We start from the raw sequence: 17645 nt of genomic DNA, 5'->3' as shown, positions 1-17645 counted from the left end.
CTCCAAGCGCACGACCGGTCAATCGGACGGGGATATCGTCTCTATCCGCTGATCAAAGACCGGGATCGAGATTGGCGCAAATTTGAACTAGAGTTATTTATCGTTCGCTTTCCTGATCTATTGCATAGACGCGCGCGCATTCGTCGAAGCAAAGCGCGCAGCCAAGCATCCGACGAATCAGAACACGAACGCAAGATCGACAAGCCGGCCCAGTGTTGTTCATAAGACTTAGGAATACCAAAGAACGGCGGATCGATGCGTCAGCCGACACATCGTATCTTTCAACCGGAGGGTGTCATGAAGAGATCGAAACGAGTCGCGTGCGTGGAGGCGACGGCGCTTGTCGCTCTGTCGATGGCGAGCGCAGGCGTCGCTCATGCAGACGACGAAGCCGTGGTGAATCCGAATCCGGCGGCATCGCGCGAGGCGCCGGCGGATCTGTCGAATCTTAAGCCGGTCGTCAATGTGCTCGCGCCGCCGGACACATCCGCGATCATGCCGGAAACCAGCGCCGGGCCTTATACGCCGGGCGTCAACACGCCGGCCGGCATCGTGAGCAATGCGCAGACGAGAGCGTATGGCACCTTCGGCATACCCTATTCGACCGGCCGCGTGCAGGACGGCAACCAGAGCGCGGCGGGCACCACGAGCGCGAACTATCTCAGCACGACGTATCCGTATCGGGCGATCGGCAAGCTCACCTTCAGCGCCGGCTACTGCACCGCGAGCCTGATTCGCAGAAGTGTGATCGTCACGGCGGCGCACTGCATCCAGAGCTTCGGCAGCGGAAGTTCGCTGTTCTCGAACTGGCAATTCCGCCCCGGACACTACGGCGCGTCCGGCGCCACGTCTGCTCAGATCGCGCCTTATGGAACGTGGAACTGGGCGGCACTCGTGCGGCCATCGGCGTGGGCGAACGGCACCGATACCGGCTCGGGCTCGGCGCGCAACAACGACATCGCCGTGATCGCGATCGCGAAGAACGCGTCGAATCAGTTTATCGGCGATATCACCGGCTATTTGAGCTATGGCTGGAACAACTATTCCTTCATATCGTCGCCGAAGACCGGGAATCTTCAGACAGCCGCCGTCACGACCTTCGGCTATCCGACCTTGCTCGACGGCGGCGCGATCATGCAGCGCACCGATGGCCCGGCCTATACGACGACCGTGAGCGGCGCATCGCAACTCTGGCAGGGCAGCAATCTCACGAGCGGCGCAAGCGGCGGACCGTGGATCGTCAACTTCAGGCCGCGCGATGCCGTGCTTTCCGGGGGCGCGGTCATCGGCAATGCGTCGAATCTGTCGATCATCGGCGTGACGTCCTGGGGTTCGTCCGATCCGAACGCGATCAAGGACAACTACGCGTCGCAGTTCCGTCAGAACACGCAGTATCCGAACGCGACTTATGGCAATTACGGAGCAGGCAACATCGCGTCGCTGCTGAACACGCTGTGTTCGACCGCCGCGCCGGGCGGCGGCACGTACGCATCGCAGGGATATTGCAACTAGCGCCGATTGACGTGGCCCGTTCGCTTCGAACGGCGCGCGGGCCACTTCGCCTTTTCCGACGAATTCGCTGGAGCATGCCTCAAACGCCCGTAGAATACGAAGCGAACCGGCTTCTCACTTCATCGGCAGCATCGCTCAGGCATGACGAAAGACGACACCACTCACGTCCGCGCACACGGCGCATCGAGCAAGCGCAAGCGGCTCGGCCGCCCGGCGGGCAATATCAATCAACGTGAGAACATCCTCGACGCAGCCGAGGTCGATTTCTCGCAGCGCGGTTACGCGGGCACATCGCTCAAGGAAGTGGCCGCGTCGTGCGGCGTCACGCAGGCGCTCATCACGTATTACTTCGGCACCAAGCAGCAGCTTTTCGAGCAGGTGTTCCTGCGCCGCGCGATGCTGATCTCCGAAGAGCGCGTGACGCTGCTCAATGAACTGATCGATGGAAAAGAGGCGAACGTGCGCGATATCGTGCGCGCGTTTCTGCTGCCGCTCGTCGCGCTGCGCAAGACGGACGGCGGCCGCGCGTTCATTCGTCTGCAGGCGCGCCTGCACACGGAGCCGCCCGAAATCTCGTACAGCCTGCGCAGCACCGCTTACGGCGATTCGACCGATGCCTACGTCGAAGCGCTGCGCGCCGCGCTGCCCGGCCTGCCCGCGAAAGATCTCTACTGGCGTGTGACCATGATGATCGGCGCATATCTCTACGCGTTCTCCGACACGCATCGTCTCGACGTGCTCGCCAAGGGCGCGTGCGATCCGTGGGACGCGAACGAAACGCTGGAGCAGTTGACGAACTTCATCGTCGGCGGTCTGGAGGCGCAGGCGAGCGCGTCATCTCCGGCCAGCGCGAAGAAGGTCGCGAAGCCGAAGACGACGCGCTCCGCACGCGCCGCATAAAAGCAAGGTTCAGCGCCGCAAACCGATTTCCATCGACTCGATCACTTGCGCGATGGTCGAATGCATCGATGCGAGCGTCGCGCCGGGCAAGTCCGACGATGCCGTTTCGCCGATCATGTCGCGCAATGTTTCCTGCACATCCGCCGATGCCTGTTGCGGCAACGCCGCCGCGATCACGCTGAGCGCGGCGGTGAGGCCATGCAGCTTGCCGGTCAACACTTCCAGTTCCTGACTCATCTTTGCTTCCTGTCGTTTCAAAGAGATGATGCGGACCGCGCGTCGTGCGCGGCCCGCGAGAATCACGCGCGTTCCGTCTCCGGGTGCGCCTTCAGCTTCACGAACAGCGCGATGCCCGCGATCACGGAAGGCACGGCGAGCAGCGCGAACACCGCCGGCAGGCCGAGCTTCCACTGCGCGAACAATCCGCCGAGCGCGACGCCCGCGATGCCGCCGAAGCGCCCGACGCCATACATCCACGAAACGCCGGTTGCGCGGCTTTGCGTCGGGTAGAACATCGCGGCGAGCGAGGGCATCGACGATTGCGCGCCGTTCATCGTCGTGCCGGCGAGAAAGATCAGCGCGCTCACGAGCCCGATGCTGCCGATCGCCTGCCCGACCACGAAGATCAGCACGGCGGTCAGCAGATAACCGAGCATCACGACGACGTTCGCGTTCCAGCGATCCATCAGCCACCCCGATGCGATCGTGCCGATGCCGCCGCCGAGCGGAAAGAGCGCGGTGAGCAGCGCGGCGCGCTCGGGCGTGAAGCCGGCTTCGTTCATGAGCAGCGGCATCCAGCTCATCAGCAGATAGAAGATGACGAGGCCCATGAAGTACACGAGCCACAGCATCAGCGTGCCGACGACGAAATTGCGCGAGAGAATCGCGCCGACCGACGATTTCGCGTGCGTTTGCGTGCGCTCGGACAGACGAAACGAATCGATGCGCGCGAGATCGAGCGGCGCGATCCTCGAAAGCGGCGCCCAGATTTTCTCTTTGGACGCGCCGCGCTTGACGAGATAGCGCACCGATTCCGGAACGAGCATCGCGACGAACAGCGCGAGCACGAGCGGCACCACGCCGCCGACGACGAAAAGGCTATGCCATCCGAATGCGGGAATCAGCCACGATGAAATGAAGCCGCCGAGCGCCGCGCCGACCGTGAAGCCGCAATACGTCGTATTGACGATGATCGAGCGGCTCTTTGCCGGCGCGTATTCGGAGACGAGCGTGATCGCGTTCGGAATCGCCGCGCCCAGACCGATGCCGGTCAGAAAGCGCAGCGTGACGAGCGATTCGACCGAGCCGCAGAACGCGGTCGCGAGACTCATCGCGCCGAAGAAGGCGGTCGCGGCGATGAGCACCGCGCGCCGTCCGAAGCGATCCGCCGCCGGCCCGGAAACGACCGCGCCCGCCGCGAGCCCGAAGAGCGCGGCGCTTAGAACGGGCGCGAGCGCGCCCTTCGTGATGCCCCAGCCCTTGACGAGCGCCGGCGCGATATAGCCGATGGCCGCCGTGTCCATGCCGTCGATCAGCACGATCAGAAAGCACACGCCCATCAGCGTCCATTGAAAGCGCGAGAAGCGGTGCCCGTCGATGAACTCCTCGACAGGCACGCTCCCGCTCCACGCATCGCCCCGATCGGACGCCGTCGAATGCCCGGCGCGCGGCGGGAATGCCGGGCCGGTGTGAAGCTCTGCTTGCGACATGACCAACTCCTCGTTGTCGACGGCGCTTCGCCGTCCATTGTCACCAGGCCGGCGACATGCCGGTGTTCACGCGAAGCGGGGGCCCACCGGTTTCGACGCTGGTTTATTATATGTACCTATAATTAATAAACGCAATGCGGAAAAAAATAGTTCTCGACGCGCGATGAGCGGGCGCTCCGCACAGGCGTTCAGCGCGATGAAAGCATTCGAACGAATGTGCTGAAAGGAAGCGATGCGACGCTTCGCGAGCGCGCCGGAGGCCCGCTACGCGGCGCAGGCGAACCGGGTATCATGCGCAGCGGCTGAAACAAGAACTACAACTTTCGCGATCGTCGCCGTCGTGCGGGCCGCTTCCAGACATCTGCCCGGCACGCGACCTTCACGCCACATCGGAGCTGTTTATGCCATTGCGGTCCGGCGTCGACGAGGCCAGCTTTCGTCGCATCCTCTTTCGCAACATCGCGCTGCCGCTCGGAACGGGCGTCGTGACGGCCGTCGCGTTCGTCGCGCTCGTGCTGTATCTGCTGTCGGGCATCAACTGGGTCGAGCATTCGGAGCGCGTGATCGGCAATGCGCAGGAAATCGGCCGGCTCGTCAGCGAGAAGGAAAGCGCGATTCGCGGCTATCTGATTACCGGCGACGAGAGCTTTCTCGCGCCGTATGACACCGCGAAGCCGAAGCTCAGCGCCGATATCGACACGCTCGCCGATCTCGTCTCCGACAACGCGCCGCAAGTCGATCGCCTGATTCGCATTCGCGCCTTGCAGACGCAGTGGGACAAGGTCGCCGACGAGCTCATCGATGCCCGCCGCCGCGCGCAGGATTCCGTTCCGCTGGTGCGCGCGGGGCGCGGATCGGCCGAACGCGCGGAGACCGAGCGCGAGCTTTTCGCGTTTCTCAACATCGAGCAGGCCTTGCGGCTGCAGCGCGTGGAATCGGCGAAACAGCTCACGACGATCACCGTCGTCGTCTTCCTGATCCTGAGTCTCGCGCTGTCCGTGATTCTCGCAATCTTCGGCAGACGCGAATTGATGCAGCTTTCCAGCGCGTTCGGCGCGGCGATCGGCGAGCAGGAACGGCAGACGCGCGCGCTTCAGGAACAGGCCTGGCTGCGCGAAGGGCAGACGCTGCTTGCAGAGAGGGTCATCGGCCGGCAATCGCTCGATCAGCTTTGTCAGACGATCCTCGATTTTCTCGCGGATTACCTGAAGATTTCGATGGGCGCGTTCTATGTGCTCGAAGCCGACGGCGCGTTGAAGCGCACCGCGAGCTTCGGCTTCGATCCCGACAGCGCGCCGGTTCCCGAATCGCTCGCGGGCGTGAAAAGCCTCGTCGGGCAGGCGGTGCACGCGCGCAAGCTGACGAGCATGAACGACGTGCCCGCTGGTTACTGGAAGGTGACATCGGCGCTCGGCGCGAGCGCGCCCGCGAGTCTCGCGATCGTGCCGATAGAGAACGAAGGCCAGGCGAACGGCGCCATCGAACTGGGCGCGATGCACAAGCTGACCGAACGCGACGAGCAGTTCCTGAAGTCGATTGCGGGGAATATCGGCGATTTCGTCGAGGCGGCGCAGTATCGCGAGCGCCTGCAACGCGTGCTCGAAGAAACGCAGCAGTTGAACGAAGAGCTGCAGATGCAGCAGGAAGAACTGCGCACGACCAACGAGGAACTCGAACAGCAGACGACCGCGCTTTCGCAGGCGCACGTTTATCTGGCGAATCAGAAGGCCGAACTCGAACAGACCAACGATCGGCTCGCGGAACAGGCGCGCGTGCTCGACGAACGCAACGTCGCGCTCAATGCCGCGCAGGGCGAACTCGAAACGCGCGCCGAAGCGCTGCAGCGCGCGAGCCGCTACAAGTCGGAGTTTCTCGCGAACATGTCGCACGAACTGCGCACGCCGCTGAACAGTTCGCTGATTCTCGCGAAGCTGCTGTCGGAGAACAAGCCCGGCAATCTGACGAAAGACCAGGTCAAGTACGCGCAGACGATTTACTCCGCGGGCAACGATCTGCTCAATCTCATCAACGACATTCTCGATCTCTCGAAGGTCGAGGCGGGCAAGCTCGATTTGCATATCGAGGACGTGCCCTTGCAGCGCATCATGGATTCGCTTGCGCGCACCTTCGATCCGCTCGCGCGGCAGAAGAAGCTCCGGCTCGAACTGCGCAACGATATCGACGACTATCCGACGCTCACGACCGATTTCCGCCGTCTCGAACAGATTCTGAAGAACCTGCTGTCGAACGCGGTCAAGTTCACGGATGCGGGCGCGGTCTCGCTCACGCTCAAGCGCGCAGGCGAGGGCGCGGTGCAGTTCGTCGTGACGGATACCGGCATCGGCATTGCGCCGGATCAGCTCGAAGCGATCTTCGAAGCGTTCCAGCAAGCCGACGGCACCACGAGCCGTCACTACGGCGGCACGGGTCTCGGCTTGTCGATTTCGCGCAGTCTCGCGCATCTGCTCGGCGGCGATATCGCGGTGCGCAGCGCGCAGGGCGCCGGCAGCACGTTCACGCTGACGATGCCGCTCGTCTACGGCGCGTCCGACGCGTTGCCGAGCGCCGTAGCGGAAGCGCCCGCGCCCGTGGTCGTCGAAGAAGAGGCGCCGATCGAAGCGCTCCACGTCATCGACGACGATCGCTTCGATGTCACGCCCGGCCGACGTCTCGTGCTCGTGGTCGAAGACGAGCCGGGCTTCGCGCAAGTGCTGCTCGATCTGGCGCACGAACTGGGTTATCGATGCATCGTGAGCGGCACGGCGCGCGAGGCGCTCAAGCTCGCGCAGGACAGCGCGCCCAACGCGATCCTGCTCGACATCGCCTTGCCCGACCGCTCGGGGCTCGTGCTGCTGCAGGAACTGAAGGCGAATCCGAAAACGCGGCACGTTCCGGTGCATGTCGTGTCGGCGTCGGACAGAAGCGAGGCCGCGCTGCATCTCGGCGCGATCGGTTACGCGGTGAAGCCGACGACGCGCGAGCAACTGACGGCGATTTTCCAGCGCCTCGAAGAGAAGAGCAGCCAGAAGATCAAGCGCGTGCTGCTCGTCGAGGACGATGCGCGTCAGCGTCAGAGCATCGTCGAACTCATCAGCGATACGGACGTGGAGATCACGCCGGTCGAGTTCGGCCGCGACGCGCTCGAACTGCTGAAGACGACGATCTTCGATTGCATGATCATCGACCTGAAGCTGCCCGATATGCAGGGCGGCGACCTCTTGCGCCAGATGGCCGCGATCGACGCGTATTCGTTCCCGCCGGTGATCGTCTACACGGGCCGCAATCTGACGCACGACGAGGAAGCGGAACTGATGCGCTACTCGCAGTCGATCATCATCAAGGGCGCGCGTTCGCCCGAGCGTCTGCTCGATGAAGTCACGCTGTTCCTGCACAAGGTCGAGACGGATCTTTCCGCGGATCGTCAGGCGATGCTGCATGTTTCGCGCTCGCGCGACCGCGTGCTGGATGGCCGCCGCGTTTTGCTCGTCGACGACGACATTCGCAACATCTTCTCGCTATCGAGCGCGCTGGAGCATCAGGGATTGAAGGTGGATATCGGCCGCAACGGTTTCGAGGCAATCGAGGCGCTCGACAAGAATCCGGACATCGACGTCGTGTTGATGGACGTGATGATGCCCGGCATGGACGGACTCGAAGCGACGCGGCGTATCCGCGAGGACGCGCGCTTCAAGAAGCTGCCGGTGATCGCGATCACCGCGAAGGCGATGAAGGACGATCAGGAGCAATGTCTCGCGGCGGGCGCGAGCGATTATCTGGCGAAGCCGATCGACATCGACCGGCTTTACTCGCTGTTGCGCGTGTGGATGGCGCGGCGCGTTTAGATATTCAGCGCGCGCTTGTCGACGGCGAGCGCCGCTTCGCGCATCACTTCCGACAGCGACGGATGCGGGTGGCAAATGCGCCCGATATCCTCGCTCGCCGCCTTGAACTCCATCGCGACGACGGCTTCCGCGATCAGATCCGACGCGTTCGCCGAGATGATGTGCACGCCGAGAATCTCGTCGGTTTTCGCATCGGCGAGGATCTTGATAAAGCCGTCCGTTTCGCCGATGCCCATCGCGCGGCCGTTGGCGAGCATCGGAAACTGGCCGGCCTTGAATGCGCGGCCTTCCGCCTTCAGCGCCTGCTCCGTCTGCCCGACCCACGCGATTTCCGGATGCGTGTAGATCACCCACGGAATGCAGTTGTAGTCGATGTGCGGCTTCTGCCCGTCGATGATCTCCGCGACCAGCACGCCTTCGTCCTCCGCCTTGTGCGCGAGCATCGGGCCACGCACGACATCGCCGATCGCGTAGACGTTCGGGACTTTCGTCGCGCAATGGCCGTCGACCGGAATGAAGCCGCGTTCATCGACCGACAAGCCGATGGAATCGAGACCGAGATCGTCCGTGTTCGGCACGCGGCCGATCGACACGATCAGACGATCCGCGTCGAGCGTCTGCGCGTTGCCGTCCTTGTCCTTGTAGGAGATCGAGACGCTCGAATCCGTCGTCTTCACGCCGTCGATTTTCACGCCGAGATGAATCGTGAGACCTTGCTTCTTGAAGAGCTTCGCGGCCTCCTTTTGCAGCGCGGAGTCGGTCGTGCCGAGGAATTCGGGCAGCGCTTCGAGAATCGTCACTTCCGCGCCCAGCCTGCGCCACACGGAGCCGAGCTCCAGCCCGATCACGCCCGCGCCGACCACGGCGAGCTTCTTCGGCACGGACGTGAAGGCGAGCGCGCCTTCGTTGTCGGAGACGATCTTGTTGTCGACCGGCACGTTCGGCAGATGCCGCGCCTTCGAGCCCGTCGCGATGATCACATGCTGCGCGGTATGCGTTTCACCGCCGACGTCGATCCTGAAGTTCGCGCCGTCCTTGCCCGCGAGCTTGCCGTGACCTTTGATCCAAGTGATCTTGTTTTTGCGGAAGAGGAACTCGACGCCGCCCGTGATCTTCTCGACGATCGCTTCCTTGCGGCCGACCATCTTGCCGACATCGACGGAAAGGTTGTCCAGGTTGATGCCGAGCTCGTCGAAATGGAGTTGCGCCTTCTCGAATTGCTCCGATGACGCGAGCAGCGCCTTCGACGGAATGCAGCCGACGTTCAGACAGGTGCCGCCGAGTTTCGGCTTGCCGGCGTGGTTGATCCATTCCTCGACGCACGCCACCTTGCGGCCGAGCTGCGCGGCGCGGATCGCGGCGATATAGCCGCCGGGCCCGGAGCCGATGACGATCACGTCGAAATCGGCCTTCTGACCTGACGCGGCGGCGGGCTTTTCAGGCGCAGGCGCCGGGGCAGACGCGGGAGCGGGAGCGGGTGCAGACGCGGGCGCCGATGCCGATGCCGATGCCTTCGCGTCCGTATCGATGACCGCAATGACTTCGTCCGCGTGAACGATGTCGCCTGCTTTCTTCAGCACTTCCACGATCGCGCCGGCCGATGGCGCGGGCACTTCGAGCACGACCTTGTCCGTTTCCAGCTCGATGAGGATTTCGTCCTGCGCCACGGCGTCGCCCGCATTTTTCTTCCACGGCAACATCGTCGCTTCGGTGACGGATTCGGAAAGCTGCGGAACCTTGACTTCAACCCTGGCCATTCAGATTCTCCTGTTGAGCAATTCGTCGCGATGGGAAATGTCCGGCTGCGTGCCTTGCGGACGCGGCCTTGTCCGGCCGGCCTGACGCGCCGAAGGACACAAGGATACGCCGTGTCCGGACCGCGCGCGCGGGATACGGCCCCCGACTCGCGCATCGCCTCGGCTTTGAGTCATCGTTATATTCGATGGTATATTGCGAAACACGAAAGCACGAGGTGATCATGCGGACCCCTCCGTTTCAACTTGCACGCTCGAGCGCGCCCGGCCTACGCGATGCGTGCTGTCAGCCGACCGAATCCGATCTTCGCGCCTCGCGTCGTCGCGCGCGTCTTGCCGAACTGGATTCGCATCTGCATTGCTCGGTGATCGGCACTTGTCTTTCGACGGGCGAGCTACGCAAGCTCGTGCCCAGATTCACCGATCTCGACCGCCATCACGCGAGCGATCTGGAGATTCATCACGCCGCTGTCGAACTCGCGATCGCGGGCGGCGCGGGCGCGAAGGCGCTGAACAAGGCGCTCGACGAACGCTATTCAGGCGCGATCCGCCGTTTCGACGCCGCGCGCGATACGCAGGCGCTGCTCGATCTGTGGAACGAGGCGCTGAAGTCCGGCGATATTCCGCCCGCGTACTGGGCGGTGATGTCGCATCCGCACGCGACGATCGCAGTGCGCCAGTCCGCGTTCGGCGAACTTCATATGCTGTCGCATCTCGTCGGCGCGGCGAATCGCGCGGATATCCGGCGGCTCGTCGCGCTCGAAGCGGAGAATCAGGAGCTTAGGGAAAAGATCGATCGGCAGCAGGCGCGTCTTTTCGAACTGAGCGCGGAACGCGATGCGTCCGTCAGACAGGCGAGCGAGCACGCGCTGCAACTCGCAGCGTTCGGGCAACGCAAGGCGGATATGCCGACGGCGCAGCTCGAAGCCGAAGTCGAGCGCCTGCGCGAAAAAATCGAGGACGGTGAACGCAGGCTCGCGCTGCACACGAGCCGCCGCGAAGCCGCCGAGCAGCGCGCGCTCCGGGACGAGGACGAGACACGCGCATTGCGCAACAAGCTGGCCGAAGTTCAGGCGCTGCTGAAGGTCGTACAGGCCGAGTGCGCGGCGCTGGAACGCGCGACGCTCGGTGCCTGCGATCGCCCCGACGTGCGCCGACGCGCGATGGAATGGGTGAGCGGCAGGCGCATCGTCTATGTCGGCGGAAGGCCGAATTCGAATGCGGTGCTGAAGGCGCTGGTGGAGGCTGCGGGCGGCGAGCTGATCGTCCATGACGGCGGCATCGAAGATCGCAAGGGCTTGCTCGCGGCCGCGCTGCCGAACGCGGATGTCGTGCTGTTTCCCGTCGATTGCATCGATCACGATTCGATGAGCATGCTCAAGCGCGTCTGCGACCGGCATGGCGTCGAGTATTCGCCGTTGCGCACCGCGAGCGTCGCGAGTTTCGTGGAGTTCGTCGGACGGCTCATGATTGGCGCGCGTGGCGGTCAGGCGAGCGCGCCGCCGCCGTCGGCGTTCTGCTTACGACACGGTTAGGGCTTGAGCAACTGCGTGAGCGATTCGATCTGCTCGGCGCACGCGGCTTGCGCCTGTGTTTCGACATCGCGATAAAGCCGCACGATGCTTTCGCCGACGGGCGTCAGCACGCAGCCGCCGCCGCTTTGCCCGCCTTGTTCGGAGATGGTCGCGGGCGATTTGAGCGAGCGATTGAGCTCGTCGATGAGCAGCCACGCGCGCCGGTACGACATGTCGAGGCTGCGCGCCGCCGCCGATATCGAGCCGTGCTTGCGCACCGCTTCGAGCAGCGACACCTTGCCCGGACCGATGGCGATGGTCTCGCCTTTCGTGACGCGCATGCGAAAGCGCACTTCGATCGGCTGGTTCGCCGCGTCGGTGTCTGATGCGTTTTCCGGTGTTTTCAGGGTCGTCGCCATGCCCGAGAGGATACACGAAGGAAATCGGAGGGGCGTTTGACGAGGGGCTTGCGGGCGTTATCGGTTGTCCGGATAGGACGGCATCGGGGAATGTGCAAGGCCGTGTTTGCGACGTGCATGTGGCTCGGGCTGACGGGAGGCGCGAGGTGGTCATCGCGGACGATCGATGATCGGGTAGAGAGATTGGCGCGACTGCCCGAGCGGCGCTTGCATTTCGTTACGCCAGTGGAAGTCGCGCTCGCCCGTTAGCATCTGCTTGCCGTCGAAGCCGCGCGCGTTCTAGCGTTGCCGATCGCGATGTCATCGACGCGGAAGAGTGTGCCCGGTAAATATTGGCGGTGGGATGTCGTTACGTAGCGGAAGGGATGGCTTGCCACCGGGAACCAGCAACGAGAGGGTAGGGGCGAGCACCACCATGCGATAACGGTAGGTCCGCCGCTTGGCTTGCTATGAGCGCGACGCCGGGTACATATGCCGCGGCTGGCTCGCCGGAATCTTGTGACCCGCTGCGATCCGACGCCCGTACATCTGTCGGACTGTGCCAAACCCCGCGCCCGAATCGAGATCCGCCACCGGCACCGCCAGACACCCGTTCAAGTGTTCATGGCCCGATTCCCGATACACGCCCACACGCTGCAACTTCGCGCGCACTTCCTTTCCTTCGCGCGAGTAACTCGGCGGCAAGCGATACGTCAGGCTCTTGTTCGCGTACGCTCATGCTCCCGCTTGCGTTCGTCGTTCCGGCGAGCACGAGCTGGCCATTGGACTTGAGCGTCAGATCGCCGGCCTGCGCCGCCAGAATCCCGCGATTGCTGACGCCCACACCGTATTCGTTGGATGTGAGATAGATGCGATTCGAATACATGCCACCGAGCGCGCCGACGTCGATCGCCACCGACGGCGCCGGACCAGTGCCCGCGATCGGCGTAGCGTTGAGCGTGTCGTGATCGATCTGATTCGCGCCCGCGACCACGTTCAGGTTGTTCGCATAAATCGCCGCGTTGGCTTGAATAGCGCGACTCAACAGATCGACCTGATCGACGTTCGTCACATTGAGACCGGCGCCTTGTACCGTGATCGTCCCGCCTGTGACGTTGAAGCCCGTCAGATTCCCCGATGGCCCGAAATTCGGCGTTCCGGTCGTCAACACGGCTCGGGACGTATTAATGAAACCCGCGCCGTCGACCAGAATCCCTTGCGGATTCGCGACGACCACCTCTGCGCGCGATCCCGCCACTTCGAGATACCCGCGCAATTGCGACGGCGAATTACTCTGCACCTGATTGACGATGATCCGCGCCTCACGACCGGGCGTCAGATTCGGATTGCCATTCACGTATCCGGCCTGTTGCGTCTGCGTGATGGTTGCAGCGTTATTCAAAATCGCGCCCTGGCGCTGGACGTCGAATTGTGAATAATTGTTGACCGACACGCCCGCCGAACTGGGTCGCGAGATATTGACTTGCGGCAACCCGTTTTGCGTCTGTATGACTTGAGCGCCCGAGCCGGGCACCGCGACTATCTGTGCAATTGACGGCGCGCTCAGGATGACATTGCCGATAAGGACCATCGCGGCGAGAACGAGCGCGCGCAATGCGGGCACGGGCCCGGCGTGATGAGAGCGCGTCGCGGGACGACGCGCGCCGGGCGCGGTGCGATGAGCGCTGGCGAAGTCCGCGACGGCGACGAGCATATGCCGCACGCGGCTATAGACGAGTTTGTAAAAACCCTTATTCATGATTCTTTTCGGGATTGAGTCGGCGGGGTCAGCGTCTGCGCGCCACTGCTTAGCGGCAGAGAACTCCGAATTTTCAGCCATCCTTAACTGAAAATTCATACGGATAACTCTGAAAGAAGAAACGCCTCGCGAGATGCGAGGCGCCTATTCGAGTGGGAAATTCTGAGTTTGGAACGAACGAGCGCGAGTCTCGGTCTGTGCGCGGCGATCTAGGGCGTGTCCGGATACCGGATCACAAAATCCTCACATCGCGGACAACCCGGCGCACACGTCGTCTCAACGCCTCGCGCAAGCGCGACTTCCTTCGCCGAAGTGATCGTCGCGCCGATTTCCCGCGCGAACAGCATGCGATCGGCCGATCCGTTCATCGATGCGACGCACCCAGAACGTGGGCATCGACGCGCACGAGGCGCTTCAGATGGCGCGGCGCGCGCACCGTGTCCGCGCCGGAAACGAGCACCGGCAATCCGTCCTCGATGCCAAGTTCGCGATCCTCGCACTCGTACGCGACAATCACCTGCGCGCCGATCGGCGTATTGAAAAGCTCGTGCCAGGAGAACGTCACCGCATAGCCATCGTGCGCGTGCGCGAGGAACACGGTGCGCTTGAAATCGGTGTTGTTCGGCCGGCGCACGCCCGCGGCGTCGAGCAGCACGCGCAATGGCACGCCGCGATAGCTTCCCATCGGTCGAATGTAGCGGCCCGTCGAAAAGCACACGAGATCGAACGGTTCGATGCTCACGCGCCCGAATTCGCGCATTGCGGCGACGTCGAGCGTCAGCGGCCTTTGCACCGCGCCGCCGATCTCGATATATGGGCTACTCGAATTGCTCTGGCTCGATGACGACATGATTCCTCGAAACATGGGGTCGCGCGAAATGGGCTATATCCGGGAATATATTACGATGTCGCACCGATGACATTTCTGTCCGCACATAATCGGCATGCCCGGCGCACGATTGGGCAACAAAATGGGCAAACGTGTACTGTTCTACCCGCGAGAACGTCGCAGCCGGCTGAGCGATCCGCCCAGCCGGCATCCCGCTCCATCCCATCAACGAGAGAGGATTGTCATGCCGTTCGTCACGACCAAAGATAACGTCGAAATTTTCTACAAGGATTGGGGCCCGAAGGACGCGCAGCCCATCGTTTTCCATCACGGCTGGCCGCTTTCTTCCGACGATTGGGACGCGCAATTGCTGTTTTTCGTCCAGAAGGGATATCGCGTGATCGCGCACGACCGGCGCGGACACGGCCGCTCGTCGCAAGTCTCGGACGGTCACGACATGGATCACTACGCCGCCGACGCCTTCGCGGTCGTCGAGGCGCTCGATCTGCGCAACGCAATCCATATCGGACATTCGACGGGCGGCGGTGAAGTCGCCCGCTATGTCGCGAAGCACGGCGAACCGGCGGGACGCGTCGCGAAGGCGGTCCTCGTGAGCGCTGTGCCGCCGCTCATGCTGAAGACGGAAGCCAACCCGGAAGGCCTGCCTATCGACGTCTTCGACGGTTTGCGCAAAGGGCTCGCGGACAACCGCGCGCAGTTCTTCGTCGATGTGCCCGCAGGTCCGTTCTACGGCTTCAACCGCCCGGGCGCGACGGTGCATCAGGGCGTCATCCAGAACTGGTGGCGTCAGGGCATGATGGGCAGCGCCAAGGCGCACTACGAGGGCATCAAGGCGTTCTCGGAAACGGATCAGACCGAAGATCTCAAGTCGATCTCCGTCCCCACGCTCGTTCTGCATGGCGAGGATGACCAGATCGTGCCGATCGCCGATGCCGCGCTGAAGTCCATCAAGCTGCTGAAGAACGGCACGCTGAAGACGTATCCGGGCTTCTCGCACGGCATGCTGACCGTCAACGCGGACGTCCTCAACGCAGACCTGCTCGCATTCGTGCAGGGCTGATTCACGCAGCCGGCGCGGACATTGTTCGTCCGCGCCGGCATCTCTGTTCAAGGCACACGGCTTTTTCCCGATTGGAAGCGCGCTTAAAGTGGCCAACTCCAATCTAGCCTCAGTGCCATCATGCAAATCGATACACCAGCAATTGCAGCATCGCCGGAAGGACGTTCGACGTCGATGCGCCAATGGCTCGCCGTCATCGCCGTGGCCGTGAGCGCGTTCGCGTTCGTGACGGCCGAATTCCTGCCCGTCGGCTTGCTGCCGCAGATCGCGCACGATCTCGGCGTGTCGCCCGGCGTCGCGGGTCTCATGGTGACGACGCCCGGCGTCATGGCCGCGATATTCGCCCCGACGCTCATCGTCAGCGCGGGCCGAATGGATCGGCGATATGTCTTCCTGCTCCTCACCGCCGTCCTTCTGATCGCGAACCTCGTCAGCGCCGTCGCGAACAATCTGCCGGTCATGCTCGCGGGCCGCGCCATGCTCGGCGCCGCGTTGGGCGGCTTCTGGACTTTGGCGACCGCCGCCGCGCCGCGACTCGTGCAGCCGAAAGATGCAGCGAAGGCCACCGCGACCATTCTGACCGGCGTGACGCTCGCGACGGTCGTCGGCGTGCCGCTCGGCACGTTCATCGCGTCGTTCGCGTCGTGGCGTTTCTCGTTCGCGGCGACGGCGGGACTCGTCGCCGTGGCGCTGATTGCACAGGCGCTGCTCGTGCCTTCGTTGCCGTCGGCATCGGCGTTGCGCATCGCCGATTTCAGAAAGCTGCTCGCGCGTCCTCACACGCGATTGAGCATGCTGATGGTCGCGCTCGTTTTCGGCGCGCATTTCTCGACCTACACGTACATTGCGCCGCTGCTCGAACAGGACTTCTCGTTGAGCACCATCACGCTGCTGCTCTTCGGCTTCGGCCTCGTCGGCTTCTTCTCGAATGCGCTGATGTCGATGGTCGTCTCCGGTCATCTCAAGAAGTCGGTCGCCGCGATGGTGTTGCTGCTGCTCGGCGCGATTTCGTCGATGCTGCTGCTGGAGCACTCGATCATCGGCGAAACGGCGGGGATGCTGCTGTGGGGCATTGCGTTCGGCGCCTTGCCGCTGTGCTTCAGCGTGTGGATTCAGCGCGGCACGGCGGACTTGCCCGAAGCGGGTTCCGCGATGTTCGTGAGCATCATCCAGGTGGCGATTGCGGTGGGATCGGCGGTCGGCGGCACGATCGTCGACCGTGCGGGCGTACACGCTGATTTCACGTTGGGACTCGCGCTCGCGCTGCTCGGACTCGTCGCGCTGCAACGGCTGGCGGCATGGGAGCGGCCGGCCCGGGCGTCCGCATTCAAGCGCGGATACGACGCTTCGCCGGATTGACCTGTCGCAAGCCGCGCTATATTGGTCGTTCGGTCCGACGCCCTTGCGCCGGGCTCATCGACGGGAGAAGTGCATGAAGCGTCGGCTGATGGCGGCAATCGCAATGACGATGTTCCTCGCGGCGTGCGGCTCCGTCGCGCCGGACGCGGCCGTGCAAACCGTCCCGCTCGCGGGCACGCCAAACGGCGTCGCAGTGCGCGATTCGGACGGCGCCGTGTTCGTCACCGACGACCGGACCAACGGCGTCGTGATGACGTCGCATATCGGCGAAGAGGACGCGCCCGCGTTTTCGCTCTACGCGCGCATTCCGGCAGCCGAGGGCGAACGCACGAGCCTGAGCCAGATCGCGTTCGCGCCGAACGGTCATCTGCTCGTCGAGCAATTCGGCTTCGGCACGTCGGCCGCGATCTACGATGTCGCGCCGAGCGGTCAGGTCGCGCTCGCATCGGACACGAATTCCGCGCGGCGGCGTGTCGGCCTGCTCGTGCTCGATGGCGGCACGTTTCTGTCGAGCTGGTTCATGGAGGAGGGTGGCGCGCCGGCAGAAGGCGGCGTCAGCGTGATTACGCGTGGCACGGCGCCGCGGCAGGTGATCGAGCGCGACATCGTCACCGGATTGGGCAAGCCGGTCGGCTTGGCTACGGTCGGCGACACGCTCTACATCAGCGATCAGGCCGCGAACCGCATCTATCAGGTGGACTTGCAGTCGGCGCGGGCGGCGAGCGCGCCCGTGCCGGCGAGCGATGTCTTCGCGACCGTCGATGCGCCCGACCTGATGGCCGCGACGCCCGACGGCCGGCTCTTCACGAAATGCGGCGCGCACGCCGTATGCAGCATCTCGAAGCGCGGCCGCGCGACGGTCATCGCCGACGATCTGCAATCGCCGCGCGGCGTGGCGGTGGACGTCGCGCGCAAACGGCTCGTCGTCGTGGATCGGTCGAGCGCGCCGGACAAGCCGAGCGCGCTGCGCGTGGTGCCGATCAAATAG

12 protein-coding genes and 1 pseudogene are annotated in these 17645 nt (G+C 63.6%); 7 read left to right on the top strand and 6 right to left on the bottom strand.

The features are described 5' to 3' along the window. Positions 1 to 297: 297 nt before the first annotated feature. Together NCS03_RS23445 and NCS03_RS23440 are read left to right on the top strand one after the other, a co-directional pair. Positions 298 to 1512: a trypsin-like serine peptidase gene (locus NCS03_RS23445; protein ID WP_250436922.1), complete on the top strand. Its 1215-nt coding sequence runs from the start codon at positions 298 to 300 to the stop codon at positions 1510 to 1512. Positions 1513 to 1653: 141 nt separating this feature from the next. Continuing rightward, positions 1654 to 2412, top strand: coding sequence for a TetR/AcrR family transcriptional regulator (locus NCS03_RS23440; protein ID WP_175982681.1), 759 nt, complete (start codon positions 1654 to 1656; stop codon positions 2410 to 2412). 9 nt (positions 2413 to 2421) lie between these two features. On the opposite strand, the gene NCS03_RS23435 is transcribed toward NCS03_RS23440, so the two are convergent. Continuing rightward, on the bottom strand, positions 2422 to 2649 hold the full coding sequence (locus NCS03_RS23435; RefSeq protein WP_033536506.1) for a hypothetical protein: 228 nt from the start codon (positions 2647 to 2649) through the stop codon (positions 2422 to 2424). A 62-nt stretch (positions 2650 to 2711) separates the two neighbouring features. After that, positions 2712 to 4121: an aromatic acid/H+ symport family MFS transporter gene (locus NCS03_RS23430; RefSeq protein ID WP_250529901.1), complete on the bottom strand. Its 1410-nt coding sequence runs from the start codon at positions 4119 to 4121 to the stop codon at positions 2712 to 2714. Between the two features lie 401 nt (positions 4122 to 4522). Between NCS03_RS23430 and NCS03_RS23425 the strand changes: the two genes are divergently transcribed. Beyond that, positions 4523 to 7963: a response regulator gene (locus NCS03_RS23425; protein ID WP_250436917.1), complete on the top strand. Its 3441-nt coding sequence runs from the start codon at positions 4523 to 4525 to the stop codon at positions 7961 to 7963. Here NCS03_RS23425 and lpdA read toward each other — a convergent pair. Further along, positions 7960 to 9720 (bottom strand): dihydrolipoyl dehydrogenase, encoded by a 1761-nt coding sequence (lpdA, locus tag NCS03_RS23420; protein ID WP_250529900.1) that lies wholly within the window; start codon positions 9718 to 9720, stop codon positions 7960 to 7962. The two genes, NCS03_RS23425 and lpdA, sit on opposite strands and share 4 nt — an antisense overlap. Before the next feature lie 221 nt (positions 9721 to 9941). On the opposite strand from lpdA, the gene NCS03_RS23415 reads away from it, so the two are divergent. Beyond that, positions 9942 to 11252 carry a DUF2325 domain-containing protein gene (locus NCS03_RS23415; RefSeq protein WP_250529899.1) on the top strand — a complete coding sequence of 437 codons (1311 nt, stop codon included), beginning with the start codon at positions 9942 to 9944 and terminating at the stop codon, positions 11250 to 11252. On the opposite strand, the gene NCS03_RS23410 is transcribed toward NCS03_RS23415, so the two are convergent. The 3 genes and pseudogenes from NCS03_RS23410 to NCS03_RS23400 all read right to left on the bottom strand — a co-directional run bounded on the left by NCS03_RS23410 (position 11249) and on the right by NCS03_RS23400 (position 14238). Beyond that, the gene (locus tag NCS03_RS23410; protein WP_250522103.1) at positions 11249 to 11650 is read right to left on the bottom strand and encodes a winged helix-turn-helix domain-containing protein; all 402 of its coding nucleotides are present in this window, start codon (positions 11648 to 11650) and stop codon (positions 11249 to 11251) included. The genes NCS03_RS23415 and NCS03_RS23410 overlap by 4 nt on opposite strands. Positions 11651 to 12359: 709 nt before the next feature. After that, positions 12360 to 13388: pseudogene (locus tag NCS03_RS23405) on the bottom strand (two-partner secretion domain-containing protein); the annotation flags it as partial. A 364-nt stretch (positions 13389 to 13752) separates the two neighbouring features. Then, on the bottom strand, positions 13753 to 14238 hold the full coding sequence (locus tag NCS03_RS23400) for a molybdopterin-dependent oxidoreductase (RefSeq protein ID WP_250529898.1): 486 nt from the start codon (positions 14236 to 14238) through the stop codon (positions 13753 to 13755). Between the two features lie 223 nt (positions 14239 to 14461). Between NCS03_RS23400 and NCS03_RS23395 the strand changes: the two genes are divergently transcribed. From NCS03_RS23395 to NCS03_RS23385, 3 genes are all read left to right on the top strand, one after another. After that, positions 14462 to 15298 carry an alpha/beta fold hydrolase gene (locus NCS03_RS23395; RefSeq protein WP_008349142.1) on the top strand — a complete coding sequence of 279 codons (837 nt, stop codon included), beginning with the start codon at positions 14462 to 14464 and terminating at the stop codon, positions 15296 to 15298. A 120-nt stretch (positions 15299 to 15418) separates the two neighbouring features. Beyond that, positions 15419 to 16657 carry an MFS transporter gene (locus tag NCS03_RS23390; protein ID WP_033536488.1) on the top strand — a complete coding sequence of 413 codons (1239 nt, stop codon included), beginning with the start codon at positions 15419 to 15421 and terminating at the stop codon, positions 16655 to 16657. A gap of 73 nt (positions 16658 to 16730) precedes the next feature. After that, positions 16731 to 17645 carry an NHL repeat-containing protein gene (locus NCS03_RS23385; protein WP_250529897.1) on the top strand — a complete coding sequence of 305 codons (915 nt, stop codon included), beginning with the start codon at positions 16731 to 16733 and terminating at the stop codon, positions 17643 to 17645.

The sequence above is a fragment of the Caballeronia sp. ATUFL_F1_KS4A genome (assembly GCF_023630905.1).
In the GTDB taxonomy this organism is placed as follows: Bacteria; Pseudomonadota; Gammaproteobacteria; order Burkholderiales; family Burkholderiaceae; genus Caballeronia; species Caballeronia zhejiangensis.
This window is presented reverse-complemented; position numbering and strand designations above follow the sequence as displayed.

Bases quoted from the DNA above. Each gene is read 5' to 3' on its own strand.
- NCS03_RS23445 (WP_250436922.1), top strand. From the start codon at position 298: ATGAAGAGATCGAAACGAGTCGCGTGCGTGGAGGCGACGGCGCTTGTC.
- NCS03_RS23440 (WP_175982681.1), top strand. From the start codon at position 1,654: ATGACGAAAGACGACACCACTCACGTCCGCGCACACGGCGCATCGAGC.
- NCS03_RS23435 (WP_033536506.1), bottom strand. From the start codon at position 2,649: ATGAGTCAGGAACTGGAAGTGTTGACCGGCAAGCTGCATGGCCTCACC.
- NCS03_RS23430 (WP_250529901.1), bottom strand. From the start codon at position 4,121: ATGTCGCAAGCAGAGCTTCACACCGGCCCGGCATTCCCGCCGCGCGCC.
- NCS03_RS23425 (WP_250436917.1), top strand. From the start codon at position 4,523: ATGCCATTGCGGTCCGGCGTCGACGAGGCCAGCTTTCGTCGCATCCTC.
- lpdA (WP_250529900.1), bottom strand. From the start codon at position 9,720: ATGGCCAGGGTTGAAGTCAAGGTTCCGCAGCTTTCCGAATCCGTCACC.
- NCS03_RS23415 (WP_250529899.1), top strand. From the start codon at position 9,942: ATGCGGACCCCTCCGTTTCAACTTGCACGCTCGAGCGCGCCCGGCCTA.
- NCS03_RS23410 (WP_250522103.1), bottom strand. From the start codon at position 11,650: ATGGCGACGACCCTGAAAACACCGGAAAACGCATCAGACACCGACGCG.
- NCS03_RS23400 (WP_250529898.1), bottom strand. From the start codon at position 14,238: ATGTCGTCATCGAGCCAGAGCAATTCGAGTAGCCCATATATCGAGATC.
- NCS03_RS23395 (WP_008349142.1), top strand. From the start codon at position 14,462: ATGCCGTTCGTCACGACCAAAGATAACGTCGAAATTTTCTACAAGGAT.
- NCS03_RS23390 (WP_033536488.1), top strand. From the start codon at position 15,419: ATGCAAATCGATACACCAGCAATTGCAGCATCGCCGGAAGGACGTTCG.
- NCS03_RS23385 (WP_250529897.1), top strand. From the start codon at position 16,731: ATGAAGCGTCGGCTGATGGCGGCAATCGCAATGACGATGTTCCTCGCG.